At 70.0% G+C, this 24,377-nt stretch carries 21 protein-coding genes; 11 read left to right on the top strand and 10 right to left on the bottom strand.

Translation table 11 applies throughout. The features are described 5' to 3' along the window. Nucleotides 1–31 precede the first annotated feature (31 nt). Complete coding sequence (locus ACS5RC_RS04550) at nucleotides 32–601, bottom strand: sugar O-acetyltransferase (protein ID WP_478342612.1); 570 nt, start codon at nucleotides 599–601, stop codon at nucleotides 32–34. Nucleotides 602–720: 119 nt separating this feature from the next. Here ACS5RC_RS04550 and ACS5RC_RS04555 point away from each other — a divergent pair, with 119 nt between their 5' ends. The 4 genes from ACS5RC_RS04555 (at nucleotide 721) to ACS5RC_RS04570 (ending at nucleotide 4,176) form a co-directional block, all read left to right on the top strand. Beyond that, nucleotides 721–1,626 (top strand): dienelactone hydrolase family protein, encoded by a 906-nt coding sequence (locus ACS5RC_RS04555; RefSeq protein ID WP_478342613.1) that lies wholly within the window; start codon nucleotides 721–723, stop codon nucleotides 1,624–1,626. A gap of 232 nt (nucleotides 1,627–1,858) precedes the next feature. Continuing rightward, nucleotides 1,859–2,317: a response regulator gene (locus ACS5RC_RS04560; protein WP_478342614.1), complete on the top strand. Its 459-nt coding sequence runs from the start codon at nucleotides 1,859–1,861 to the stop codon at nucleotides 2,315–2,317. 415 nt (nucleotides 2,318–2,732) lie between these two features. After that, nucleotides 2,733–3,887: a dienelactone hydrolase family protein gene (locus ACS5RC_RS04565; RefSeq protein WP_478342615.1), complete on the top strand. Its 1,155-nt coding sequence runs from the start codon at nucleotides 2,733–2,735 to the stop codon at nucleotides 3,885–3,887. 85 nt (nucleotides 3,888–3,972) lie between these two features. Next, nucleotides 3,973–4,176: a hypothetical protein gene (locus ACS5RC_RS04570; protein WP_478342616.1), complete on the top strand. Its 204-nt coding sequence runs from the start codon at nucleotides 3,973–3,975 to the stop codon at nucleotides 4,174–4,176. A 28-nt stretch (nucleotides 4,177–4,204) separates the two neighbouring features. On the opposite strand, the gene ACS5RC_RS04575 is transcribed toward ACS5RC_RS04570, so the two are convergent. Beyond that, on the bottom strand, nucleotides 4,205–5,386 hold the full coding sequence (locus ACS5RC_RS04575; RefSeq protein WP_478342669.1) for an amidinotransferase: 1,182 nt from the start codon (nucleotides 5,384–5,386) through the stop codon (nucleotides 4,205–4,207). A 208-nt stretch (nucleotides 5,387–5,594) separates the two neighbouring features. Here ACS5RC_RS04575 and ACS5RC_RS04580 point away from each other — a divergent pair, with 208 nt between their 5' ends. From ACS5RC_RS04580 to hpnK, 5 genes are all read left to right on the top strand, one after another. Next, nucleotides 5,595–6,707: a flippase-like domain-containing protein gene (locus ACS5RC_RS04580; protein ID WP_478342617.1), complete on the top strand. Its 1,113-nt coding sequence runs from the start codon at nucleotides 5,595–5,597 to the stop codon at nucleotides 6,705–6,707. Further along, nucleotides 6,698–7,312: an MlaC/ttg2D family ABC transporter substrate-binding protein gene (locus ACS5RC_RS04585; protein WP_478342618.1), complete on the top strand. Its 615-nt coding sequence runs from the start codon at nucleotides 6,698–6,700 to the stop codon at nucleotides 7,310–7,312. Before ACS5RC_RS04580 ends, ACS5RC_RS04585 begins: the two co-directional genes overlap by 10 nt. A 68-nt stretch (nucleotides 7,313–7,380) precedes the next feature. Beyond that, nucleotides 7,381–8,571, top strand: a complete 1,191-nt coding sequence (gene hpnI / locus ACS5RC_RS04590; protein WP_478342619.1) for a bacteriohopanetetrol glucosamine biosynthesis glycosyltransferase HpnI — start codon at nucleotides 7,381–7,383, stop codon at nucleotides 8,569–8,571. A 55-nt stretch (nucleotides 8,572–8,626) separates the two neighbouring features. After that, nucleotides 8,627–10,060 carry a hopanoid biosynthesis associated radical SAM protein HpnJ gene (gene hpnJ / locus ACS5RC_RS04595; RefSeq protein ID WP_478342620.1) on the top strand — a complete coding sequence of 478 codons (1,434 nt, stop codon included), beginning with the start codon at nucleotides 8,627–8,629 and terminating at the stop codon, nucleotides 10,058–10,060. Between the two features lie 88 nt (nucleotides 10,061–10,148). Next, nucleotides 10,149–10,991: a hopanoid biosynthesis-associated protein HpnK gene (gene hpnK, locus ACS5RC_RS04600; protein WP_478342621.1), complete on the top strand. Its 843-nt coding sequence runs from the start codon at nucleotides 10,149–10,151 to the stop codon at nucleotides 10,989–10,991. A gap of 52 nt (nucleotides 10,992–11,043) precedes the next feature. Here the strand turns inward: hpnK and ACS5RC_RS04605 are convergent, their stop codons facing one another. After that, nucleotides 11,044–13,695 (bottom strand): MMPL family transporter, encoded by a 2,652-nt coding sequence (locus tag ACS5RC_RS04605; RefSeq protein ID WP_478342622.1) that lies wholly within the window; start codon nucleotides 13,693–13,695, stop codon nucleotides 11,044–11,046. A 613-nt stretch (nucleotides 13,696–14,308) separates the two neighbouring features. Here ACS5RC_RS04605 and hpnH point away from each other — a divergent pair. Both hpnH and ACS5RC_RS04615 read left to right on the top strand, forming a co-directional pair. Beyond that, nucleotides 14,309–15,472: an adenosyl-hopene transferase HpnH gene (gene hpnH / locus ACS5RC_RS04610; protein ID WP_478342623.1), complete on the top strand. Its 1,164-nt coding sequence runs from the start codon at nucleotides 14,309–14,311 to the stop codon at nucleotides 15,470–15,472. Between the two features lie 261 nt (nucleotides 15,473–15,733). Further along, nucleotides 15,734–15,916, top strand: a complete 183-nt coding sequence (locus ACS5RC_RS04615) for a hypothetical protein (RefSeq protein WP_478342624.1) — start codon at nucleotides 15,734–15,736, stop codon at nucleotides 15,914–15,916. A gap of 78 nt (nucleotides 15,917–15,994) precedes the next feature. Here the strand turns inward: ACS5RC_RS04615 and ACS5RC_RS04620 are convergent, their stop codons facing one another. From ACS5RC_RS04620 to dxs, 7 genes are all read right to left on the bottom strand, one after another. Next, complete coding sequence (locus ACS5RC_RS04620) at nucleotides 15,995–16,705, bottom strand: phosphorylase (protein WP_478342625.1); 711 nt, start codon at nucleotides 16,703–16,705, stop codon at nucleotides 15,995–15,997. A gap of 180 nt (nucleotides 16,706–16,885) precedes the next feature. Next, nucleotides 16,886–18,883: a squalene--hopene cyclase gene (gene shc, locus ACS5RC_RS04625; protein WP_478342626.1), complete on the bottom strand. Its 1,998-nt coding sequence runs from the start codon at nucleotides 18,881–18,883 to the stop codon at nucleotides 16,886–16,888. A 42-nt stretch (nucleotides 18,884–18,925) separates the two neighbouring features. Continuing rightward, a complete protein-coding gene (gene hpnE / locus ACS5RC_RS04630) occupies nucleotides 18,926–20,215 on the bottom strand; it encodes a hydroxysqualene dehydroxylase HpnE (RefSeq protein WP_478342670.1) in 1,290 nt (429 codons plus the stop codon). Then, on the bottom strand, nucleotides 20,212–21,057 hold the full coding sequence (gene hpnD, locus ACS5RC_RS04635; RefSeq protein ID WP_478342627.1) for a presqualene diphosphate synthase HpnD: 846 nt from the start codon (nucleotides 21,055–21,057) through the stop codon (nucleotides 20,212–20,214). The genes hpnE and hpnD overlap by 4 nt, the downstream gene beginning before the upstream one ends. Continuing rightward, nucleotides 21,054–21,956, bottom strand: coding sequence for a squalene synthase HpnC (hpnC, locus tag ACS5RC_RS04640; RefSeq protein ID WP_478342628.1), 903 nt, complete (start codon nucleotides 21,954–21,956; stop codon nucleotides 21,054–21,056). Before hpnC ends, hpnD begins: the two co-directional genes overlap by 4 nt. After that, nucleotides 21,953–22,981 (bottom strand): hopanoid-associated sugar epimerase, encoded by a 1,029-nt coding sequence (gene hpnA / locus ACS5RC_RS04645; protein ID WP_478342629.1) that lies wholly within the window; start codon nucleotides 22,979–22,981, stop codon nucleotides 21,953–21,955. Before hpnA ends, hpnC begins: the two co-directional genes overlap by 4 nt. A 144-nt stretch (nucleotides 22,982–23,125) precedes the next feature. Further along, the coding region (gene dxs / locus ACS5RC_RS04650; RefSeq protein WP_478342630.1) for a 1-deoxy-D-xylulose-5-phosphate synthase at nucleotides 23,126–24,377 on the bottom strand (1,252 nt) is incomplete at its 5' end.

Consider the following 24,377-nt stretch of genomic DNA (forward strand, 5'->3'; position numbering starts at 1 on the left):
CTCTCGGGCGCGGGCCGCGGAGTGGCCCGGGTCAGGACGCCCGTGCGCGGGCGGGGTTGCCCATCACGGTCGTGCCGGCCGGCACGTCCCGCGTCACCACGCTGCCCGCGCCGACGATGGCGTCGTCTCCCACCGTGACGCCCGGCAGGATGAGGGCGCCGCCGCCGATCCAGACGTTCGCCCCGATGCGCACGGGCCGCCCGAACTCGAGCCCCGCGCGCCGGGCTTCCGTGTCCCGCGGATGATCGGCCGTGAGGATCTGCACGCCGGGGCCGATCTGCGTGCCCGCCCCGATCGCGACCGCGACGACGTCGAGGATCACGCAATTGAAGTTGAGGAACACCCCGTCGCCGAGGCTGATGTTGTAGCCGTAGTCGCAGAAGAAGGGCGGGCGGATCACGGCGTCCGCGCCGACGGCCGCGAGGCGCTCGGCGAGCAGCGCCCGGCGCGCCTCCGGCGGTATGGCGAGCGCAGCGTTGAAGCGTACGAGCCAAGCCTTGTTCGCGGCCTGGTCGGCCTGCAATTCGGGACAGCCCGCACGATAGGGCTTCCCCGCCAGCATCTTCTGCTTCTCGGTCACCGTCGCGGTTGCAGGTGTCATCGGCGCTCCCTGATCCGTCGCCGCCGATCCGTGCCGCGGTCGCCCCGCGACCCCGCTCGGCCTTTCCCTCGGCGGTTCGGCGTCCATTTCCTCGGCCAGCACGCGAACTGGGAGGATCCATGCCCTACGACGTCCAGGATGACGGGAACAAGGCCAAGGCAGACGCCGCCGGTCTCGACGGTCTGATCGCACCGCCGCTGTCGCGGCGCGGATTCGTCATGACGACCCTGGTGAGCGGGTTGACGCTCGCGACGCCCCACGGGGCGGCCGCACAGGTGATCCACACCGACGCCTCCGGGATCGAGGCGGGCGAGGTCAAGATCCCGGCGGCCGACGGGCCGATGCCGGGCTACCGCGCCGTGCCGGAGGGGGCGGGTCCCTTCCCGATCGTCCTCGTCATCGAGGAGATCTTCGGTGTCCACGAGTACATCAAGGACATCTGCCGCCGCCTCGCCAAGGCCGGGTACTGCGCGGTGGCGCCCGAGCTCTACGCCCGGCAGGGCGACCTCACGACGATGACGGACGTGAAGCAGATCGTGCGGGACGTGATCAGCAAGACGCCGGACGCGCAGTGGATCGCCGACCTCGATGCCACGGCCGCCTACGCCGCTTCGGCCGCCAAGGGCGATCCCGGGCGCCTCGGCGTGATGGGGTGGTGCCGGGGCGGCCGTGACGTCTGGCTCTACGCGGCCCATCGTCGCGACCTGAAGGCCGCCGTCGCGTGGTACGGGCCGATCGGCGGCGAGCCCAGCGAGATCCAGCCGCGCAATGCGGGCGATGTCGCGGCCGAGATCCATGCGCCGCTGCTCGGCCTCTACGGGGGCGCCGACACCGGCATTCCGGTCTCGGCAGTGGAGGAAGCGCGCAACAAGGCGCAGGCTGCGGGTAAGACAGTGGAACTCGTGGTCTATCCGGACGCCCCGCACGGCTTCCATGCGGATTATCGGCCGAGTTACCGCAAGGACGCCGCCGAGGATGGCTGGCGGCGGGCGCTGAGCTTCCTCAAGGCCAACGGCGTCGGGTGATCATCCGCGGCTGTGCCCTGGCGGACACGGCCGCTGCCTTCGATCTATGCCAGGGTGCCCGACGCTGGATCTGGGCCCGCCCGGGCCCGCGATGTGCATCGGGCACGACCGAGACGCGCGGCAGGGGCGGGATCCGGGACCGAGCCGATGCAGGATCGGCCGCGGCGGCGGTGACGATGCGTTGAACGAATGGACGGACGCACCGTTCAGCCCTGTTAGAGTGTCCCGGCCTATGAGCGACCCGAAGACGCCTGGACAGAAGCCCGTCATCCTCGTCGTCGAGGATCAGCCCGACGAGCGCTTCCTTGCGGCCACGCTGCTGGAGGATACGGGCTTCAGCGTCATCGAGGCCGATACGGCGGAGCGGGCGCTCGCCATCCTCAACGACCGGGGCGACGAGGTCAGCGTCGTGTTCTCCGACGTGCGGACGCCCGGCCCGATCGGCGGTTTCGAGCTGGCGCGAATCATCGGGGTGACCTGGCCGCGGGTGCGCGTGCTGCTGACCTCGGGCGATGCCGGCGATCAACCGAGCGACCTGCGCGTGTCCGCGACCTTCATCCCGAAGCCGTGGCGGGCCGAGGACATCCTGTCCTGGGTCGAGCAGGCCGCCGGCCGGCCTTCGCGCGCGGATGGCGGCCCGGAGATCATCGGTCCGGGCGGAAAGATCATTTCGGGCGGCCTGGAGACCTGAAGATCGGCGTCGGCGATCGGACGAAGGTTCGTCGAGGCCCTCGGTGTAAAGCCGTAAGCGCTCGCTTTGGAGAGCCGTGCGGCTCCGTCGCTGCGCTCGGTCGCGATCAGTCTCCAGACGCCTTTCGATGCCGCACGCCGTGATGCTGACGGCCTGGACTCGGGCCTGCTCGGCCGCCGCGTTGAGGCGGCCGCGGGTGCGCCGGTGCAGGCGACGGATCCATCGCTCCGGCCCGACAGGATCGGCGCTCCGCGCAGGCCGGGCGGACATCCGGGCCATCGATTCACGGGAGTCTCAAGCCGCTGGTTTGCTACAACGCGCGGTTGCGGAAGGTGCCTCGCCTCGGCCCGGGAATCTGTTATGTACCCGGCTCCGGCATATCCTGCGCCGTCCTCCCGCGACTCCCGAGCCCCTCATGCGTCCGAATGCCCGCCGCGCTCTGTTTGCTGCCGGCCTTCTCGCGTTCTGCGGCTGTGCAGGGCCCGTCTGGGCCGCGGCCCCGCCCGCCCAGCCGTCGAGCGGTCCGGGCGGGATGGGAGACCGCGAGGCCTCGGTGGTGAAGAAGGCCGTCGGCCGGGCGGCTGCCTCGACCTTCGTGTTCCACCTCGCCGGCCCGGCACCCGCCCAGGGTCGGCCGGTCGCGGTCGTCCTGCACGGATGGGGCGCTATCAATCCGCAGGCCTACGGCGGCTGGATCGATCACCTCGCGCGCAACGGCTACGTCGTGCTGTTCCCCCGCTTCCAGGAGGTGAACCGGACGCGCCCGGCGGATGCGACGGCCAACACGGCGCGCCTTCTGAAAGCCGCGTTGGCGGACCTCGCGGCCGACGCCGAGGCCAAGCCCGACCCGAGCCGGGTCGCGCTGATCGGGCATCTCGCGGGCGTCCCGATCGCGATGAACCTCGCGGCCGAGGCCGGCCAACTCGGCCTTCCTGCCCCGAAGCTCGTGTTCGGGACCATGCCCGGGGGGATAGCCAGCGGACCGAAGGCCCGCGGCATCGCGCTGGCAGACCTCGCCGCCATTCCGTCCGGCACGCTCATCCTGATGGTGATCGGCGACCGGGATGCCCGCGCCGCGGACATCGCCTCCCGGAAGCTGCTGCGCGAGGCGAGCGCGGTCCCGGTCGATCGCAAGCTCCTGGTGCGGGCGCTCTCGGACGATCACGGCTTTCCCGCCCTGACCGCCACGCTCGCCGCGCCCGCGGCCGTCGATGCGGCCTATGACGGCGGGGCCATCAAGCTGCCGCCGGAGCCGAAGGACGTGAAATCCGGGGCGCCGCCGTTCCGTTGGTCGGCCGACATGGCGCTGTCGGGCGAGCAGCAGACGCTGGTGTCGCAGATCGGCAACGCCCGGGCGGATACGCTGGATTACCTCGCCTTCTGGAAGACGTTCGACCTCGCCGCCGCGGCGGCGTTCTCGGGAGGCGACGCAGCTTCCCTGAAGATGAATCCGCGCTTTGCCGATATGGAGCGCTGGAGCGATGGCTGGCCGGTCAAGCGCTTGGCCGTGGAGACGCCGCGCGCTCCCGCGGCACCGGCTGCCCAGAACGCGCCCGCGGCGCGGCGCTGACGCCCCGAGCGCGGACCCCGCCGCGCGCCGGTCGGCTTGGCGTGGCGTTTGCTACGCTGGCCTGCTCTCTCGAGGAGGCAGGATCATGCCGGATTTCGTCGCGACGCTGCTGTCCGCTGCCGCATTCTGCCTCGCGCTCGTGGCGCTCAACGCCCTGACGCGAGCCCTCGTGCAATGGCATCTCGCGCCGCACGAGCTGGTCCCGAACGGAGCCCTGCAATTCGGCGGTGCGCTCGTGGCCGCCCGGGTCGCCTATCGCCGGGCGTCAGGGCGGCGCGCCTCGTCCTGAGGGCGCCGCCCGCGTCGATCCGACGAGCCTAGAAGTACGACTTCAGGACGCCGCGGCGGCGCACGTCGAGCGTGGCGCAGTGGAACGAGCCGCCGAAGGGGCCGTAGGACAGGAACGGCGCCGGGATCGGATCGAAACCCCAGTCCTTCAGGGCCTTGATCAGGGTCGGCTGGCTCTGGTCGACGACGATCTTCTTCTCGTCGATCGCGAGCACGTTGATCGAGGTCCAGGGCGAGCACATCGAGATTTTGCTCATGAAGCCCTCGACGGGGTCGGGGCGCGGCGCGATCAGCACGTCCCACTTCTTGAGCACCGCGGGCAGCTTCTCGACGTCGACGTAGTCGGGATTGACCAGCACCTTGCCGGGCGCGAGCGGCATGAACGACGAGTCGATATGCATCGGCTGCGGGCAGCGGCTCTCGATCTCGTGGATGCGGAAGCCGGGGCCGAGATGGCGGCGCAGCCACTCGATGCCCATGAGGTTGGTCACGTTCGAGCGCGTCACGAACAGGTCGCGCCCGCAGCGCACGAAGTCGGCGGCGTCGAAGACCGGCTCGAACTCGTTGACCGTGAACTGCATGGGCTCGCCGGCCTTCAGGTTCGGCACCCGGTAATCGTAATTGTAGAGATCGTCGGTGAGCTGCGGCCGCGGCGCCGAGGTCCAGCGCGCGCCGGCCCGGAAGTATTCCTTGAACAGCGCGCGGTAGGCATCGCCCTCGAAGTAGCGCGAGCGCCAGCACATCGGGCTCTCGATGATCTCGTCGCCGATCACGAGGTAGGGATCGCGCGGGCAGGCGACGCAGAAACCGCGCGATGACCAGCGCGGCGCCTTGTACTTCTTCGAGAAGTCGGTCGCGTCGGGACGACGGACCTTGACGCCCTCGCCGGCGAGGATGCCGATGAAGTTGTCGAGCTCGGCCTGTGCGAGCTTCTTCATGAACTTCGGGTATTTCCAGCCGGAGGCGAAACGGTAGAAGGGTTGGGCCGCGCGTGGCAGGTTGAAGATCACGGTGAGGTGATGGGTGGGGATCGTGGCGCCGTCGAGCGAGCCGACGATCACCTCCTCCAGCGGATCCCACTCGTTCCAGGCCATCACCGGGGATTGGGGCGCCGCGGCCCCGCGCTGCCCGTCATGGCCGTGCGCGAGCGCCGTGCTCTGCGCATCGTCCAGCACGGCTTCGCCGGCCGTGAAAGTCGAATCGCGGTCCATCATGCTTTCCCCTGGTGGCGCTCGTCAGCGGTCGTTCTGCCTCGGGCCGTGGCCCGGTGCCGCTTTGGTCCCCACTGTGTCAATCGGGTGATAGACATTGCTGACCATTGCTGCAACTTGACCTCACTCCCTTTCCGCGACGGTCTTTTTCGGTCGGAAACGCGGCAAGATTCCAGCATCAAGCCCACCCCGAGCTTGAAAGAAATCCATGAAGCGTCTGACGACTCTGGCCCTGATCGTCGGTCTGTGCACGGTCGTCGGCCTGTTCCTGTCCTCCGGGCCGGAAGAGGTCGCCGCTGCCGTGCTCAGCGCCGGGTGGGGTGCCGTGATCGTCGTCGCGGCCCGCGCCGTGGCCGTGGCCTGGGCCGGGCTCGGGTGGTTCGCGATCTTCCCGGTGGCCGGCCGTCCGAGCCTTGCCGCCTGCATCGATCTCCGCTTCGTGCGCGAAGGCATCAACACGCTGCTGCCGGTCGCGACGGTGGGGGGCGATTTCGTTGGCGCGCGTCTCCTGACGAAGCGCGGCGTCGCGGGCGGCCTCGCGGGGGCGAGCATGTTCGTGGACCTGATGACCCAGGCCGTCACGCAGCTGCTCTTCACCGTCGGCGGGCTGGTTCTCCTCGTCCTCCTCGTCGGCGACGGGCCGATCGCCCGGACCGTGGCCGGCGGCCTCGTCGTCGCCGTTCCGGCGCTCGGGGCCTTCTATCTGATCCAGCGTCGCGCCGGTCATCGGGTAGTGCAGGGCCTGCTCTCCCGCTTCGCCTCGGGCCGCGAGTGGCGCGCCCTCGGCGCGATCGACGTGCTCTACGACAACTTGCGCGCCCTCTACGCCGCGCCGCGCCGTGTCGCCGCCGGGATCGGGGTGCATCTCGTCGGCTGGATCATCGGCACGGTGGAGGTCTACGCCGCGCTGCATTTCATGGGCTATCCGGTCAGCTTCGCCGAGGCGATCGTGATCGAGAGCCTAGCCCAGGCCGTGCGCGGCGCCGCCTTCGCGGTCCCGGGCGCCCTCGGTGCCCAGGAGGGCGGCCTCATCGCCCTCTGCGCCCTGTTCGGCATCCCCGCCGAGGCGGCCTTGGCGCTCTCGCTGATCAAGCGGCTCGCCGACCTGCTCGTCGGCGTTCCGGGACTGATCCAGTGGCATCGCGAGGAGCGCCGCCTCGGCGTCGCGGCGGAGGACGAGGCCCGCAGCGCGATCCTGGACCGTCGCCTCGCCCCCGTGCTGCAGCCCGCCACCCTCGGCCCCTTCTACAGCTACGCTCCGCCCCGCATGGGGGGCGCCCGCGTCGGCGAGCCCGAGAGAGACCTCAAGAAGTGCGCCTGATCCGCTCGGCCCTCCTCCTCCTGGCGATCAGCCTTCCGGCGCTCCTCGCCGCACCCGGCCCCGCCCGCGCCGACGAGGCCGCGGTCGAGACCGTGCGCTCGGTCTACGCCCGCTTCGAGAGTGCCGTGAAGGCCGGCCCCGGCACCCTGCAGGATCGCGTCGCGGCGATCGGGCCGACGCTGGAGCAGACCTTCGACTTTCCCGCCATGGTTCGGCTGGCCGTAGGCCCGCAATGGTCCACCTTCACGCCCGACCAGCAGGCCGCCATCACGGAGGCGTTCCGGCGCAATTTCGTGGTCACCTACGCCAACCGCCTGAAGCAGGCGGCCGGCGGCAAGTTCGAGGTTCAGGGGAGCGAGACGCGCGGCGCGAACCAGATCGTCCAGACCAAGGTGACCACGCCCGACGGCGACGAATCGCAGATCGACTTCATCGTGAACGGCGAGCACCGGATCTCCGACGTCCTTCTCAACGGCAACGTCAGCGAGGTCGCCGGACAGCGCGCGAGCTTCGGCCCGGCCCTCAAATCGGGCGGCGCCGATGGCCTGTTGAAATTCCTGCGCCAGCGCACCGACGGGATGCTCTCGGCCAAACCGGCGCCTTGAACGCGCCCTAGACCCTGCTCCATCGCCGCATTCGCGGCTGCCGATTCCCGCGACCGAGCGATGCCCCGATGACGTTCTGGGATCTGACCTGGCTCTCGCCGATCCTCCTCATCCTGGCCCTCGCCGGCTGCCTCTACGGCCTGATGGCGGCGTGGCTCAGCGGTCGCTTCGCGGCGAAGCCGGCGCCCAGGCTTGAGGGCGGCGAGCGCCCCTCGGTGACCATCCTGAAGCCGCTCTGCGGTATCGAGCCGAACCTCTACGAGAACCTCGCGACCTTCTGCAGCCAGGACTACGCCGGCCCGGTCCAGATCGTGTTCGGCGTGCAGAACGCTGCGGATCCGGCGATCGGTGTGGTCGAGCGTCTGCGCGCGGCCTTTCCGGCGCTACGCCTCGACCTCGTGATCGATGCCCGGCAGCACGGCTCGAACCGCAAGGTCTCCAACCTTATCAACATGGCCGAGCGCATCGCCCACGCGGTGATCGTGCTCGCCGACAGCGACATGGTGGTGCGCCCGGACTACCTGGAGCGCATCGTCGCCGAACTCGCCCAGCCCGGCGTCACCGGCGTCACCTGCCTCTACCACGGCGTTCCGGCCGATCGCGGGATCTACGCCCACCTCTCGGCCCTCGCCATCGACGTCCAGTTCCTGCCCAACGTGCTGATGGGCACCGGCCTCGGCCTGGCCAAGCCCTGCTTCGGCTCAACCATCGCGTTCACGGCGGAATCCCTCGCCGCGATCGGCGGGTTCCAGCGGATCCGCAACGACCTGGCCGACGACTACGCCATCGGCGAGGCCCTGCGCGGTCTCGGTGGGCGTGTGGCGATTCCCAACTTCAGCATCGGGCATACCTGCGTCGATACCGAGATTTCCGGCCTCTGGCGGCACGAGCTGCGCTGGAACCGGACGATCCGCAACGTCGATCCGGCCGGCTACGCCGGCTCGGTCGTCACGCATGCCTTCCCGCTCGCGCTCATCGGGGCGCTGCTGCCCGGCGCCGGCTCGGCCGCCCTCGCGGTCGCCGCCCTGGCGCTGGCCTGCCGCATCCTGCTCTGCATCCGCCTCGAGCGCGCGTTCGGCCTCGAGCCGCACCCCTACTGGCTGTTGCCGATTCGCGACATCCTCTCCTTCACGAACTTCTCCTGGGGGTTCGTATCGGGGGCGGTGACATGGAAAGGTCACGATTATCGCGTGGTTGCGGACGGTACGCTGATCCCGGAAGCCCAGCTCCGCAAGGACGCCGAAGCTCCCACCGCCTGATCCGCCGCCACCCCGCACGCGTCGCCACCGGCACTGCACTGAGGCCTTGAACCCCATGCGCACGCTCTTCCTCCAGGCCCCCACCTTCGACGGTTTCGATGGCGGTGCCGGCTCCCGCTACCAAGCCAAGCGCGAGATCAAGTCGTTCTGGTACCCGACCTGGCTGGCCCAGCCCGCCGCCCTGGTGCCGAACTCGAAGCTGATCGACGCGCCGCCGCACAACATCAAGCTCGAAGAGATCGTGGCCCAGGCCAACGACTTCGATCTTGTCGTGCTCCACACCTCGGTCCCGTCCTTCAAGTCGGACGTGAAGACCATCGAGGCGCTCAAGGCCGCCAATCCGAAGCTGATCGCCGGCCTCATCGGCGCCAAGGTGGCGGTGGACGCCGCCGGCGCGATGGCCCAGGCCCCGGTGGTCGATTTCTGCGCCCGCAACGAGTTCGACTTCACCGTCAAGGAAGTCGCCGACGGCGTGCCGATGTCCGAGATCAAGGGCCTGTCCTACCGGAATGCCGACGGCGTCGTGGTCCACAACGCGGATCGCGAGATCATGACGGACATGGACCAGCTGCCGTTCGTGACCTCGGTCTATAAGCGCGACCTGCAGATGGAGAAGTACTTCATCGGCTACCTCAAGCACCCCTACATCTCGTTCTACTCAGGGAGAGGCTGCAAGTCGCGCTGCACCTTCTGCCTGTGGCCGCAGACGGTGGGCGGCCACACCTACCGCACCCGCTCGGTCGCGCACGTGATCGAGGAGATCAAGTACTGCCTGAAGGAATTCCCGCAGACGAAGGAATTCTTCTTCGACGACGATACCTTCACGGACAACCTGCCGCGCGCCGAGGAGATCGCCCGCGAGCTCGGCAAGCTCGGCGTGACGTGGTCGTGCAACGCCAAGGCGAACGTGCCCCGCGAGACCCTGAAGGTGCTCAAGGACAACGGCCTGCGCCTGCTCCTCGTCGGCTATGAGTCGGGCAACCAGCAGATCCTGCACAACATCAAGAAGGGGATGCGGGTCGAGGTCGCCGAGAAGTTCACCAAGGATTGCCACGAGCTCGGTATCGCCATCCACGGCACCTTCATCCTCGGCCTGCCGGGCGAGACCCGCGAAACGATCAGGGAGACGATCGACTTCGCCAAGCGCATCAATCCGCACACGATCCAGGTCTCGCTGGCGGCGCCCTATCCCGGTACCTTCCTGTACAAGCAGGCGGTCGAGAACGGCTGGCTGGACATCGAGAACGCCGAACTCGTCGACGAGAACGGCGTGCAGGTCGCGCCGCTGCACTACCCGCACCTGTCGCACACCGAGATCTTCAATTCGGTCGAGGATTTCTACAAGAAGTTCTACTTCCGCGCTCCGAAGATCGCCTCGATCGTCAGCGAGATGGTGCGCTCGCCTGACATGATGAAGCGCCGGCTGCGCGAGGGCGTCGAGTTCTGGCACTTCCTCAAGGAGCGTCAGGGCAGCGCCAAGGCCGCCTGACCCTCGATCGATCCCACCGAACGGCGCGGCCGGGCGAGAGCCCGGCCGTTGTCGTTTTCAGACAGCGACACTCGCGACAGGAGCGCCCGTGAAGCGGCTCGTGGTCACCGCCGACGATTTCGGTCTGAGCCCTGAGGTCAACGAGGCGGTCGAGCAGGCCCACCGCGACGGGATCCTGACGGCCGCGAGCCTGATGGTCTCCGCGCCGGCCGCGGCCGACGCGGTGGCGCGGGCGAGGCGCATGCCCGGCCTGCGTGTCGGCCTGCACCTCGTCCTCGTGGAAGCGTGGCCGACGCTCCCGGCCTCGGACCTGCCGGACCTCACCGACGCGCAGGGCCTGATGCGGCGCGACATGGAGCGGCTCGGCCTCGACCTCGCGCTGAAGCCGGCCGCACGCCGCCAGCTCGCCGCCGAGATCCGGGCGCAGTTCGAGGCCTTCCGGGCCACGGGTCTGCCGCTCGACCACGTCAACGCCCACAAACATTTCCATGTGCATCCGCTGATCGCCGGAGCGGTGCTGCGCATCGGCCGCGATTACGGGATGCGGGCCCTTCGAGTGCCTCGGGAGCCCCGCGCGGTCCTGCGCGCGGCCGAGCCGGGCGCACAGCCGAGGCCCGCCCTCGACATCGCGCCCTGGGCGGCGCTGCTCGCGGTGCGCGCGCGTCAGGCGGGGCTCCTGATTCCCGACCGGACGCTCGGCCTCGCTTGGTCCGGTGCGATGACGCCGCCCCGGGTGCAGGCGCTGCTCGCGCAGCTCCCGGACGGGCTGACGGAACTCTACACTCATCCGGCGACCGCAGGAGGATTTCCGGGCGAGGCGCCGGGCTACGCCTATACGGCCGAGCGCGATGCCCTGACCGGTCCCGCGGCGAGGGCCGCGGCCGAGGCCGCAGGTGCGGTCCGCGGCGGCTTCTCCGATTTCGTCGGGTGATGCGCCGCTGAAGGGCGACGGCTCGGCCTGATGACCGGGGCCGTCGCTCTCCCTACTTCGCCGGGACGGCTTCGGCCCGACGCGCGATCAGCGGATCCTTGGCCGCCGCATCGCCCTCGGGGCGGTCGGCATCCGGCTGCTTCGGCGGCGGTCCCAGGAAGGCCGGCACGACGAAGAAGGCCGCCACCAGGGTGAAGAACAGCGACAGGGCGAGGAGCTTGCCCATGCTGGCCGTGCCCGGATGGCTCGACAGCACCAGCGACCCGAAGGCGGTGCCGGTTGTCAGCGCCGAGAAGAAGATCGCCCGGGTCAGGCTCGAGGCTAGCATGTCGGTGACGCCGGCCCGCCACGCGATCACGTAGTAGATGTGGAAGGCCACGCCGACGGCGAGCATCAGCGGCATCGCGATGATGTTGGCGAAGTTCAGCGGCATCCCGACGACATGCAGCGCCATCAGCGTCCAGAGCGTGGCGAGCACGAGCGGACCAAGCGTCATCGCCACGTCCCAGGGTTTGCGCAGGGCGACCGAGAGGATGATGAAGATCAGCGCGAAGGCAGTGATGCCGGCCTGCATGAAGGCCCCGAGGATCGTGTAGCTCGACGCGGTCGTCGCCACCGGTGCGCCCGTGGCGTGCGGCGCGATGGTCCGGACCTCGTTGGCGAAGTTGCGCAGCACCTCGTCGTCGTTCGAATTGCCCTTCGGATGCACCTCCACGCGGGCGCGCCCGTCCGCGGCGACCCACTCGGCCTTGAGCTGGGGCGGCAGGTTCTCGAGGGTGATCTTCTCCGGGTGGAGCAGGTCGCGCAGCCGCTTCAGCAGGGGTCCGAGATCGGTGGTGAGGGCCACGGAGGCCGCCTCGCGCTTCTCGACCGGTCCGCCGGCCAGCTTGTCGAGCGTGCCGGCGAGCCGCCCGGCCACTTTGGCGCCGCCGGAATCGCCGGTGGCGATGCCACTGAGTGCAGCCGAAGCCTCCTTGAGGGCCTTCACGTTGTCGGCATCCGTCGGCGGGGGCGGCCTGCGGCCCGGGTTGAGGACCGGATCGAGAAGTTCGGCCGTCTCCGCGATCGTCGCGAGCTTCTTGTCCTGATCGCGCGGCACGAAGGTGTCGATGCTCATGATCTCGGCGGCCGAGGGCAGCGCCGCGAGCTTCTTGGTCAAGTCCGGCACGGCGGCGACGTTCGGCGCCATCACGTCGATGACGTTCGGGCTCGTGGCCGGGTCCTTGATCAGGTCGAGATAGGTCGCGATCGATTCGACGTGCGGGCTGCGCAGATGCATCGGGTTCGAATCGAACGGGAGCTTCCACAGCAGCGGCGCGCCCGCCAGCGTGATCAGGCCGACGCCGATCAGCACGCCCTTGCGGTGCTCGATGATCCACGGGTCGACGCCCGCGAGCCAGCTCGTCTGGACGGCCTCCTTCTCGCCGCGGGGGCGGAACACCGCGATCAGCGCCGGCAGGAGGGTCAGCGAGAACAGGTAGGCCACGACCATGCCGACGCCGGCGATCAAGCCGAGCTCGGACACGCCGCGGAACGCCGTCGGCAGGAAGGCGAAGAAGCCGGCGATGAGGGAGATCGCCGCGAGCGTCAGCGACCAGCCGACGCCCCGCGCCGCCGCACGGATCGCGGCCTGCAAGGTCGGCTGCTCGTAGCGGTCGGCGCGGTAGCGCACCGCGAACTGGATGCCGAAATCGATGCCGAGGCCCACGAAGAGGGCGGCGAACGCCACCGAGATCGGATTCAGCTCGCCCACCATCGCGAGGCCGAGGGCCGCGGTGACGATCAGCCCCGCGAAGGTTGTGATCAGGACGGCCACCACCAGGGGCGCGGAGCGCAGGGCGAGCCACAGGAACAGCACGATCGCGCCGACGGTGACGCTGTTGTTGAGGAAGGCATCTTCCGAGAGGGTCGCGAACTCGTCGTCCGCCACCGCCACGGTCCCGGTGAGCCGCATGGTCAGGCCGTATTCCGGCGTGATCTTCAGCTCCTTGGCGACGTTCCGGATCAGCTTCGTGGCCGTGTAGCCGGGCTGGAGCGCGTTGAAGTCCAGCACCGGCTGGATCATCACGAACTTGCGCAGGTCGGTGGAGCGGGTCTCGCCGCCCGACAGCAGCATCTGCCAGGACAGGCGCGCCGGCTCGCCCTTGAGCACCTTCTGCAGCGCGCCGTCGATCTGCCCCATCGGCTTCTCGAGGTCCTCGAGCTTGGCGTCGCCGCTCTTCACGCCGCGGGCGCCGAGGCTGAGGACGCGCATCACGCCGCGTAGCGACGGATCGGCGGCAAGGGGGCCGAGGAGGCCCTGCTGCTGCACCAATTGCTCTGTGGTCTTCTCGAGCTCGGCCTGCGACATCAGCAGGAAGCCGTTCCTGTCGAAGAACGGTCCCCCGTCCGGGCGGTAGACGGTCTCGATGAGATTCTTGTGGACGGCGAGCGCCTGGGTCAGGGCGGTGGCCGCTTCCTCGGCCTGCTCGGGCGAGGATCCGTCGATCACCGCCACCACCGTGTTGGTGCGCTGCGGGAAGGCCTTCTCGTACTCGATCTCGTCCTGACGCCAGGATTCCTTGGGATCGATCAGGCGCTCGACGTCGGTGTTGATGCGGAACAGGTGGGCCGCCAAGCCCCCGCTCGCGGCCGTGATCAGCGCCACCAGGGCGATGACGATCCAGCGGTGCCTCACGGAAGACGCGACGAGACGTTCGATCACGAGTATCCTGCCTGCCTGGGACGCGAGCCGGTGCGGATTGCACCGGCATCCCTCCACGACATAGAACCCGTTCTCGCGCGGCGAGGCGCGGCCCGGGCTCATCACAACAACAATCCGTGACGCGCGACGCGCGCACGATGGTCCTCGGAGCCGCTGTGCGAAGCGAGCGGTGCGTCCCGGCCTGGGCGCATCGCGGCGTCGTCCGGACGGCGGCAATTCGGGGCTGCGGCCGGTTTTCCGGCCGCTACGATCGCTTGGCTCAGTAATCGTGCTGCGCCGCGATTGCAAACCGGCCCGGCCGGCAGCCGCGAACCGGCGCGCCGTCGTGCGCTAGCGCACCGCACGCTCGGGCGCGGTGCGGCTTACGGCACGGCGGTCGCATTGCCGACGCATTCCGCCGCTCTGTCGCGGACCGGCCGGACCCGTTTCGTCTCGGCGGGATGGCGGGCCCAGCGGGCCTGTGGCCCGGTTGCGTCATCCGCCAACCATCGCCGGCGGAGGGCCTCTCGGAAGGGGCTTTGAGACCCGTTCCAGCCTAGAGCGCTGGAACCGGGAGAGTTTTCGCGTTAAGCAGCCCCTTCAGATCCGGGGTCAACGACACAGGAGCCGCATCTTGGGAATCCCCCTCCGGTACGTCGCGAAGATCGGCGGCTACATCCTCAAGCAGCACCTCACGGGCCGCAAGCGCTACCCGCTGGTGATGATGATGGAGCCGCTCTTCCGCTGCAATCTCGCCTGTGCCGGCTGCGGCAAGATCGATTATCCGGACGAGATCCTGAACAAGCGGCTCCCCGTCGCGGACGCGCTCGAATCCGTGCGCGAGTGCGGCGCACCCGTCGTGGTGATCGCCGGCGGCGAGCCGCTGCTGCACAAGGACCTGCCGCAGATCGTCGAGGGCATCATCGCGCAGAAGAAGTTCGCGATCGTCTGCACGAACGCGCTCCTGCTCGAGAAGAAGATCAAGGATTACAAGCCGAGCCCGTACTTCACCTGGTCGATCCATCTCGATGGCGACAAGGAGATGCACGATCAGTCGGTGTGCCAGCGCGGCGTCTACGACAAGGCGGTGGCGGCGATCGCGAAGGCCAAGGAGATGGGCTTCCGCGTCACCATCAACTGCACCTTCTTCAACAATTCCTCGGCCGACAAGATCGCGGACTTCTTCGACTCCGTGACCCGCATGGGCATCGACGGCATCACCGTCTCGCCCGGCTACGCCTACGAGCGCGCGCCCGATCAGAAGCACTTCCTCAACCGCAAGGCGACGAAGGACCTGTTTCGCGGCGTGTTCCGGCACGGCAAGGAGAAGGGCCGCGAGAAGTGGACCTTCCAGCAATCGGGCCTGTTCCTCGACTTCCTCGCCGGTAACCAGACCTACCATTGCACGCCCTGGGGCAACCCGACCCGCACCGTGTTCGGCTGGCAGAAGCCCTGCTACCTGCTCGGCGAGGGCTACGCCGCCACCTTCAAGGAGCTGATGGAGGAGACGGACTGGGACGCCTACGGCACCGGCAACTACGAGAAGTGCGCCGACTGCATGGTCCATTCGGGCTACGAGGCCTCCTCGGTGGTCGATTCGGTGCGCAAGCCGTGGAAGCCGCTGGTCCACGCGATCCGCGGCATCCGGACCGAGGGCGAGATGGCCCCTGAGGTCAGCCTCGAGGGCCAGCGCCCTGCCGAGTTCGTGTTCTCCCGCAACGTCGCGCAGAAGCTCTCGGAGATCAAAGCGTCGGGTGCGGACACCAAGCAGGAAGCGCGCAAGCGCAGCGCTGCCTGAGCCGAGAGAAGACGGAATCCTCGGAGGCCCGCGCAGTCGCCTGCGCGGGCCTCCGTCGTTTCAGCCCATGATCGCAGCGTGTGCTGCTGTTAGGCAGCACCGACCGCCGTCCTTTGGCGGGATGCGGACCCCCAATCGCCTCACCCCGCCCTCACCCCCGATGCCGAGCCGCAGCTCAGCTTGCGAGCTGAGTGCTCCGGCGAGGATGATGCGTCGCGGCACTGCGCAAGCCCCCGCGCATCCTTCGGCCGGATCGTGCTGATGGCGCCCGCGGCATCGGTGCAGGAGATCCGGTCTCCGAATCCGACGACCGCCGATCGCCCGGTCTCGGTGACCGTCGACGGCGCGATCTTCGTCAATCAGGGCCTGGACGGCGCCGGGCGCTTGCCGGCCACGACGCGCGACGTCCCCGGCGACACGGCAGGGCTGCGCCGCCAGGGGTAAGCTGAAGGCTCCGCTCGCTTGTCCACCTCAGGGCAGGAGGGCCGCTACGTGGTGATCGGCAGGACGGCCATCGCGCGCTCAGGCGCGGTCCTCGGCGGAGAACGGAACGCCGAGGCCCGTGCCGAGAACCGCACGGCACCGGCCCAGCGCGGCGAAAGCGGCGTTCGAATCGCGCGCGAGACGCACGAGATCGCCGATCCGGGCCGAGCCGCGTGCCAGGGCGGCGAGCACGGCGAGGATGTCCGGCTCGCCGTTCGGCTTCAAGGCCTGCGCAGCGAAGGCCGGCAACGCGCGCTGCGCCGGATCACAGACCACCCGCAAGGCGGCGAAGGGCAGGGCGTGGCGCTCGGCGAAGGCGGCGGCGACGTGCGATTCCATGTCGACGGCACGGGCCTGTGTGCGGGTCCGGAGATCGGCCTTCGCCGCGAGCGTCATCACCGCGGCGTCGACCCCCGCGAGTTCGCCGGTGCCGACCGTGAGGCCGGGCCGGGCGAGGCGCGCCTCCAGGTTTGCGGCGAGGTCCGGATCGGCGGCGTAGCGGCGGTCCGCGCCCATGATGCCGGTGGCGATCACGACATCCCCCGGCACGAGGTCCGGATCGAGCCCGCCCGCGATTCCGAAGCTCACAACCGCCCTGCATCCGGGCTGTCCGCGTTCGGCCAGGAGGGCCGCGAGGCGGAACGGATTTCCGCCGGCTCCGATCGTTTCCACACCCGGGCCTGCGGCGAGGCGTGCTTCCTTGGCGAGCCCCGTCACGGCAAGAACGGGGCGCTCTGAGGATGCGGTCACGAGGCTCTGCTCCGACCGATGGCGGGATGGGTCATCGGCGTTTTGACGAAAGGCGGGGTCCGACGATCACGGGAGGCGGCGGACCACACGCTGCGCGACTCGCCTGATAGCCGCTTCAGACCGGCGCGATCGCGGTCGGCCTGTGACCGGGCACCGCTCCGGTGGCCGGTCACAGGTCCGTCACATCCCGAACGCGACCTTGCGGGAATTGCCGCGCTTGAGGTTGCGGTAGCGCGCCATCGCCCAGAGCGGGAAGAACTTCGGGTAGCCGTGATAGCGGAGATAGAACACCCGCGGGAAGCCGGTGGCGGTGTAGCGCTCCTCGTTCCAGAAGCCGTCCGCCCCTTGGGTGCGTGTCAGGAAGTTGATCCCGCGCGTCACGGCCGGATCGTCGGCCTCGCCCGCGGCCATCAGGGCGAGGAGCGCCCAGGCGGTCTGCGAGGCGGTGGACGAGCCCGGCTCGAAGGCCGGATCGATCTTGTAGCTCGAGGCATCCTCGCCCCAGCCGCCGTCCGGATTCTGGATGCGGATCAGCCACTGGACCGACTTGCGGATCTCCGCCGATTGCGGATCGACGCCCGCCATGTTGAGGGCGCAGAGCACCGACCACGTGCCGTAGATGAAGTTCATGCCCCAGCGGCCGTACCAGCTGCCGTCCTCCTCCTGGTCGTTCAGCAGGTAGGTCACGCCGCGGTCAAGGGCCTTCGAGGTCTCGCGGGTCTCGCCGAGCTGGGCCAGCATCGAGACGACCCGGGCCGTCACGTCCGCGGTCGGCGGATCGAGCAGCGCGCCGTGATCCGAGAACGGGATGTGGTTGAGATACATATGGTTGTTGTCGGCGTCGAAGGCCGCCCAGCCGCCATCCTTCGACTGAAGTCCCTCGACCCATTCGCGGGCGCGGGAAATCGCGGCCTTGTAATCCGGCATGCCGGCGACGAGGCCGTGCTGGCGCATGGCGCGGTCCATGGCCATCACCACCACGGCGGTGTCGTCGAGGTCCGGGTAATGGGCGTTGGCGTACTGGAAGGCCCAGCCGCCGGGCCGCACGTTCGGCTTCGTCGCCGCCCAGTCGCCCTTGATGTCGAGCACCTGGCGGGGCTTCAGCCAATCGAGGCCGGCGCGGGCCTGGGCCTCGGCCTCACGGCCGCCGGCCTCCAGCAGGGCGTGGCTCGCGAGCGCCGTGTCCCAGACAGGAGAGACGCAGGGCTGCACGTAGGCCTCGTTCGCCTTGACGACGACGAGCTTCTCGATGGCGTCGCAGGCCACCCGCACCTGCGGGTGATCGGGGGCGTAGCCCATCACCTCGTACATCAGCACGGTGTTGACCATGGCCGGGAAGATAGCCCCGAGCCCGTCCTCGCCGTTCAGACGCTCGCTGACCCAGGCGCGGGCCTTCTCCATGGCGCGCTTGCGCGGGCCTTTCGGGAAATGGTTCTCGGTCTTCTGCAGGACGCGGTCGATGAAGCCGAAGATCGGCGTCCAGGGCCAGGTGGCGTGCGGGCTGGCGGGCCAGTGGCCGACGCTCTCGGGCGGGGTGAGGAACAGCTCCTGGATGCCGATCCCGCGCGGATTCTTGGCCCGCGGCTTCGTCGCCTGCAGGACGAAGAGCGGCACCATCGTGCAGCGGGCCCAGTAGCTCACCTTGTCGAGGTGGAACGGGAACCACTTGGGCAGGAACATCACCTCCACGGGCATCACCGGCACGGCGCGCCAGGGCACCTCGCCGTAGAGAGCGAGGAGGATGCGGGTGAAGACGTTGGCGTTGGCGGCTCCGCCGCGGGCCAGGATCGCCTCGCGGGCCCGGCGCATATGCGGCGCCTCGATGTCGTCGCCGATCATCTTCAGCGCGAAATAGGCCTTCACGCTGGCGCTCATGTCGAACGGGCCCTCGTGAACGAGAGCCCAGCCGCCGTGCTTGCCCTGCGTGCGGCGCAGATAATTGCCGATCTTCGGCTCGATCCCGGCCTGGGCTTCGGTGCCGCGAAACTGGTGGAACAGGATGTACTCGGACGGGATCGTCGCGTCGGCCTCGAGCTCGAAGCAGATGTGGCCGTCGGCATCGGCGAGGTTGGTCAGGGCGCGCGTCGCCTGTGCGATCCCCCGCTCGACCTCATCGAGCGTGATCCCCTGGGTCTTCGGGCGCTGCAGAGCCTCGATCTTGCTCACGGCTTCTCTCATCACTCCTGCCTCTCGCGGTCGCGCACGTGACCGTCACATGCCTCAGGCCGCACCGCGCGTGCGTGCCGATCCGCACGCGAGCGTGCGCGCAGCCGTTCGCCCCGACCGGATCGCGCCCTCGATGGTCGAGGGCAGCCCGGTCGCGGTCCAATCGCCCGCCAGGACGAGGTTGTCGTAGGACGTGGCGGCCCGCGCGCGCCGCGCGGCTTCCGCCGGCGTCGCGGCGAAGGTCGCCCGCTTCTCCTTGACGATCTGCCAGCTTGGCAGTTCCGGAGCAAGATTGCCGATCTGCGCGATCTCTCCCCAGATCTCCCGGGCGAGGTCTTCGCGCGGCACGTCGAGGAGGCGGTCCGCCCCGCTGATCGTCACCGAATAGCGGTCCGGATAGGCGAAGATCCACTCCGACAGACTGTTCACCACGCCGAGGAACAGCGGGCTGCCGGGCTTCGGGACCCGCGCGAAATGGGCGTTGACGATTGAGCGGAAATTCTGCGGCGCGGCGAGGTTCGGCAGCACTTCCGAGGCGACCCAGGGCGGGAGGGCGAGGACGACCGAATCGTCCGGCCCGAGACTGACGGGCTCGTCCGAGAATTCGAGTCGGGCGACCCGGGTTCCGGCGAAGCCGATGCCCCTCAGGCGCCGTCCGAAACGGATCTGCGCGCCGCGAGCCTCGAGGTAGCGCACCGCCGGATCGACGAAGGCCGCCGAGAGGCCGCCGACCGCGATCAGCGGCCGGCAGGCCTGGCCGCCGGCGCCCAGCGTTTCGCGCAGGATCCTGGCGGCCAGCCCGACATCGCTCTCCTTCGGATCGGTGTTGAGGGCGGCGAGCAGCACCGGGTGCCAGAGCCGCTCGTAGAGCGCGCCGGCGCAATGCATGCTGTCGCCGATGGTGCCGCCGCGGCCCTCGCCCTGACCCGCCGCGGCCATCAGGATTCCGAGCGGCGCCAGGTAGTCCCGTGCTCGGGTCCCGGGCACGCGCCGGGCGCGGCTGAGCACCCACCAGGGCACACGCCCGGCATTCGGCCGGAGGCTCCAGCGCTCGCCCGTCTTCAGGTCGGCGAAGTCGAACACCGCCTCGTCCGGCCCCGTGAGGGCGTCGGCGGGGGCGCCGATGACCCGCATGAAGTCGAGGGAATCGGTGTTGCCCGAGAGCAGCAGGTGGTTGCCGTTGTCGATCGTGAGGCCGAGTGCCGGGTCGTAGTAGGAGCGGCAGCGCCCGCCGGCCTGCTTGGCCGCCTCGTGCAGCACGACGCGCGCGCCCCGCTCCGCGAGCGCGACGGCGGCCGACAGGCCGGCCAGGCCGGCGCCGACGACGTGCGTGGTGCCCATCAGACGATGCCGTGGCGGAGCGCCACGCCGACGAGGGCGAGCTTCCCGGGCTTCACCCGGGCGCGCGGCGCGGACCAGCCGCGCTTCAGCAGGGCGTCGAGATAGAGCCGGTAGGCCGCGGCCATCAGGCGGGCGGCCTTGGTGGCCTTGCGCGGACTGCGCCGGATGATCCGCCAGGTGGCGCGGTAATGCCCGTCGGCCTCCTGAGCCACCGCGGCGCAGACCTCGCCGATGCGCGGATGCGCGACGGCCTCGGCCGGGGTCGGATTGGTCAGGCCGATTGCGGCGAGCTGCTCGCGCGGCAGGTAGAGGCGGCCTCTCTCGGCGTCCTCGTCGATGTCGCGCAGGATGTTGGTGAGCTGCAGGGCCCGTCCCTGGTGCCATGCGAGCTGGATGCCGTCCTCCTCGGGCATGCCGAAGATGCGGACCGACAGGCGCCCGACCGCGCTCGCCACCCGGTCGCAATAGAGGTCGAGGGTGGCCGCATCGGGGGCGACGATGTCGGCGAAGGCGTCCATTGCCATCCCGTCGATCACCGCGTGGAAGTCCGCGCGCTGGAGTCCGTAGCGCTCCACCGGGACGACGAGGTCGCGGACCCGCGCCGGCGGCCGGCCGGCATAGAGCGCGTCGATGTCGGCGCGCCAGCGGTCGAGCTCGGCGGCGCGCATGTCGGCCGGTCCGCCGTCGTCGGCCACGTCGTCGACGGCGCGGCAGAAGGCGTAGACCGCGTACATCGCCTCGCGCCGGTCCTTCGGCAGCAGGCGCATGGCAGTGTAGAATGAGGAGCCGGCGGCCGGCAGGGCAGGGGCCTCGGCGACGGCCTGGGGAGCGGCGGTTGCGGTCATGCGGTGGGCTTTCCTGACGCCGCCCGGCGCAGGGTCCGGCCGCGGAAGGGCCGGCGCGCGAGCGTGCGGGCGACGCCGCCGAGGGCGGTCAGCGCGAAGGCGGCCTTGCCGTGATGGACCTTCTCGGCCAGGGGATCGCGGGTGAGGAGCCCGCGGGTCAGGACGACGGCGAGCCGGTGGATCGCGGCGATTTCCAGCGACAGGCGCAGGTCGTCGATCAGGTCGGGCAGGTCGCGGCCTTCCTCGAGGAGCGCGAGCGTGCGCTCGGCGAGGTCGCGGATCACCGCGAGGAGTTCCGGCGTCGCTCGGGCATCACCCAGCATCTCCACCGTGGCCCCGTGCCGGCGCAGGAAGACCTCCGGGATGTAGACCCGGTCGAGATTGCGGTAATCCTTGCCGCAATCCTGGAGGTGGTTGAGGATCTGGAGGGCGGCGCAGATCGCGTCCGAGGCCGGGTAGACCCGTGCCGGAACCTCGCCGTGCACGTCGAGGACGAAGCGCCCGACCGGCATCGCCGAGTAGCGGCAATAGTGGATCAGCTCGTCCCAGTCGGCGTAGCGGTTCTTGCGCGCATCCATGCGGAACGCGTCGAGCAGTTCGAGGGCGTGGCGCGGCGGCAGGCCGCGGGCCGCGAGTTCGGCCTTGAGCGGCGCCGCCTCGGGATCGGCCGGTCCGGCCCCCGTCAGGGCGTCCGCGAGCCCGTCGAGCAGCGCGATCTTGCGCTCGGCGTCGAGGCCGGTGTGGTCGGCGACGTCATCGCCCGCCCGCACGAAGTCGTAGAAGGCCAGGATCGCGCCGCGGTTGCGCGGGTGGATCAGGTGGGAGGCCACCGGGAAGTTCTCGTCGCGATGCCCCTTGCCGGAGCGGGTCGCGGTCGCCGTGTCGAGGGCGGCGCTCATCGCAGGTATCCTGCCTGCCGGAACCACTGGATCGCGTCGGAGAGCCCGTCGCGATAGGGCCGGGCCGTGTAGCCGAGCTCCGCCCGGGCCTTGGCGTCGGAGAAGAACATCCGGTAGCGCGACATCCGAATGCCGTCGATCGTGGCGAAGGGCTGGCGGCCGGTCACCCGCGCCGCGAGCTCGGAGATGAACGCGATCGGGTAGACGACGCCGCGCGGCAGGTTCACCGTCGGCGGCTTGCGGCCGACCATCCCGGCGATGTCGGCGAGCATCCGGGACAGCAGCACGTTCTCCCCGCCCAGGATGTAGCGCTCGCCGATCCGGCCCTTGCGAAGCGCGAGAAGGTGACCTGCGGCCACGTCATCCACATGGGCGAGGTTGAGGCCGGTATCGACGAAGGCCGGCATCTTCCCCTTGGCCGCTTCCTGGATGATGCGGCCGGTCGGCGTCGGCTTCACGTCGCGGGGCCCGATCGGCGTCGAGGGATTGACGATCACGGCGGGCAGGCCGTCGGTCCGCACCATCTCCTCGACCACGCGCTCGGCCACGACCTTGCTGCGCTTGTAGGCGCCGATCGCGGTCTCGGGCGTCAGCGGCATGGTCTCGTCGGAGGGGGCGGCGCCCTCCGCGGGCGGGCGGATCGTGGCGACGCTCGAGGTGTAGACCACCCGCTCCACGCCCGCGTCGAGCGCGGCGCGCATCATCACGCGGGTGCCGTCGCGGTTGGTGCGGACGATCTCCTCCATGTCGGGCGCCCAGAGCCGATAATCGGCGGCCGCGTGGACGAGGTAGCGCTGCCCCCTCATGGCGGCGGCGACCGCGAGCGGATCGCGCATGTCGCCCTCGGCGATCTCCACGTCGTCCCAGGTCAGGTTGGTGCGCGGGCTCGCCTTGCGCACGAGGATGCGCACCGGGAAGCCGGCGTCGCGGAACACGTCGACGAGGGCGGGTCCGAGGAAGCCGCTCGCGCCGGTGATCAGCACGGGGCCGGGCTCGGAGGGGCCGGTCTGGGTCGCCTCTGCCATCACGCTCGAATCGTCATGAAACTCGGATGCGCCCGAATCGCCTCCGGATGCTGCACCGCAATACCCGCGCTTGTGTCACCGAACCGACGGAGGAACAAGCGCGGACGGTCCCGATCGCACAGCCGCCCGCGCGTCCCGCGCCGCTCAGGCGAGGCGCAGGCGGGACCGGCCATCCTGGCGCTCGGGCAGGATCTCCTGGACTTTTCGGACGATGGCGTCGGCGTCGAGGCCGGCCTCGGCGTACATGCGCTCGGGGCTGTCGTGGTCCTGGTAGGTGTCGGGCAGCGTCAGGGTGCGCACCCGCACCCGCATCGCGTCCAGCACGCCGCGCTCCGACAGGAGGTGCAGCACCATCGCCCCGAAGCCCCCGCGCGAGCCCTCCTCCAGCGTGATCAGAACGTCGTGGCTCGCCGCCAGGTCCAGGATCAGCGCCTCGTCCAGCGGCTTGGCAAAGCGCGCATCCGCCACGCTCACCCCGATCCCCGCCTCGCCCAGACGGTCGGCCGCCTTCAGCGCCTCCGAGAGCCGCGTGCCCAGCGACAGCAGCGCCACCCGCGCCCCCTCCGGCCGCCGCACGATCCGGCCCCGCCCGATCGCCAGCGCCTCGCCCCGCTCCGGCAGGTCCACCCCCACCCCCTCGCCGCGCGGGTAGCGCAGCGCGATCGGGCCGCTGTCGTGCCCGTGGGCGGTCGCCACCATGTGCACCAGCTCCGCCTCGTCGGCGGCCGCCATCACCGTCATGTTCGGCAGGCAGCAGAGATAGGCCAGATCGAACGCCCCCGCATGCGTGGCCCCGTCCGCCCCCACCAGGCCCGCCCGGTCCAGGCAGAAGCGCACCGGCAGGTTCTGCAGCGCCACGTCGTGGATCACCTGATCGTAGGCCCGCTGCAGGAAGGTCGAGTAGATCGCCACGAACGGCCGGTAGCCCTCCGTCGCCAGCCCGCCCGCAAACGTCACCGCGTGCTGCTCGGCGATGCCCACGTCGAAGGTGCGCGCCGGATGCGCCTTGCCGAACAGGTCGATGCCCGTGCCGCCGGGCATCGCCGCGGTGATGGCCACCACCTTCGGGTCGGCGTCGGCCGCCTTGATCAGGCTCTCGCCGAACACCCGGGTGTAGGCCGGCGCGTTCGGCTTGGCCTTGGCCTGCACGCCCGAGACCACGTCGAACTTGACCACGCCGTGGTAGCGGTCGGCGCTGGCCTCGGCCGGGGCGTAGCCCTTGCCCTTCTGGGTGACCACGTGCAGCAGGATCGGGCCCTGCTCCGTGTCGCGTACGTTGCGCAGCACCGGCAGCAGGTGGTCGAGGTTGTGCCCGTCGACCGGGCCGACATAGTGGAAGCCCATCTCCTCGAACATCGTGCCCCCGCCCACGATGAGCGAGCGGGCGTATTCCTCG

The sequence above is a fragment of the Methylobacterium sp. HJ2 genome, assembly GCF_056431005.1.

Excerpts from the sequence above, each read along its gene's own strand:
- ACS5RC_RS04550 (WP_478342612.1), bottom strand. The coding sequence starts at position 601 with ATGACACCTGCAACCGCGACGGTGACCGAGAAGCAGAAGATGCTGGCG.
- ACS5RC_RS04555 (WP_478342613.1), top strand. The coding sequence starts at position 721 with ATGCCCTACGACGTCCAGGATGACGGGAACAAGGCCAAGGCAGACGCC.
- ACS5RC_RS04560 (WP_478342614.1), top strand. The coding sequence starts at position 1,859 with ATGAGCGACCCGAAGACGCCTGGACAGAAGCCCGTCATCCTCGTCGTC.
- ACS5RC_RS04565 (WP_478342615.1), top strand. The coding sequence starts at position 2,733 with ATGCGTCCGAATGCCCGCCGCGCTCTGTTTGCTGCCGGCCTTCTCGCG.
- ACS5RC_RS04570 (WP_478342616.1), top strand. The coding sequence starts at position 3,973 with ATGCCGGATTTCGTCGCGACGCTGCTGTCCGCTGCCGCATTCTGCCTC.
- ACS5RC_RS04575 (WP_478342669.1), bottom strand. The coding sequence starts at position 5,386 with ATGGACCGCGATTCGACTTTCACGGCCGGCGAAGCCGTGCTGGACGAT.
- ACS5RC_RS04580 (WP_478342617.1), top strand. The coding sequence starts at position 5,595 with ATGAAGCGTCTGACGACTCTGGCCCTGATCGTCGGTCTGTGCACGGTC.
- hpnI (WP_478342619.1), top strand. The coding sequence starts at position 7,381 with ATGACGTTCTGGGATCTGACCTGGCTCTCGCCGATCCTCCTCATCCTG.
- hpnJ (WP_478342620.1), top strand. The coding sequence starts at position 8,627 with ATGCGCACGCTCTTCCTCCAGGCCCCCACCTTCGACGGTTTCGATGGC.
- ACS5RC_RS04615 (WP_478342624.1), top strand. The coding sequence starts at position 15,734 with ATGGCGCCCGCGGCATCGGTGCAGGAGATCCGGTCTCCGAATCCGACG.
- shc (WP_478342626.1), bottom strand. The coding sequence starts at position 18,883 with ATGAGAGAAGCCGTGAGCAAGATCGAGGCTCTGCAGCGCCCGAAGACC.
- hpnD (WP_478342627.1), bottom strand. The coding sequence starts at position 21,057 with ATGACCGCAACCGCCGCTCCCCAGGCCGTCGCCGAGGCCCCTGCCCTG.
- hpnC (WP_478342628.1), bottom strand. The coding sequence starts at position 21,956 with ATGAGCGCCGCCCTCGACACGGCGACCGCGACCCGCTCCGGCAAGGGG.
- hpnA (WP_478342629.1), bottom strand. The coding sequence starts at position 22,981 with ATGGCAGAGGCGACCCAGACCGGCCCCTCCGAGCCCGGCCCCGTGCTG.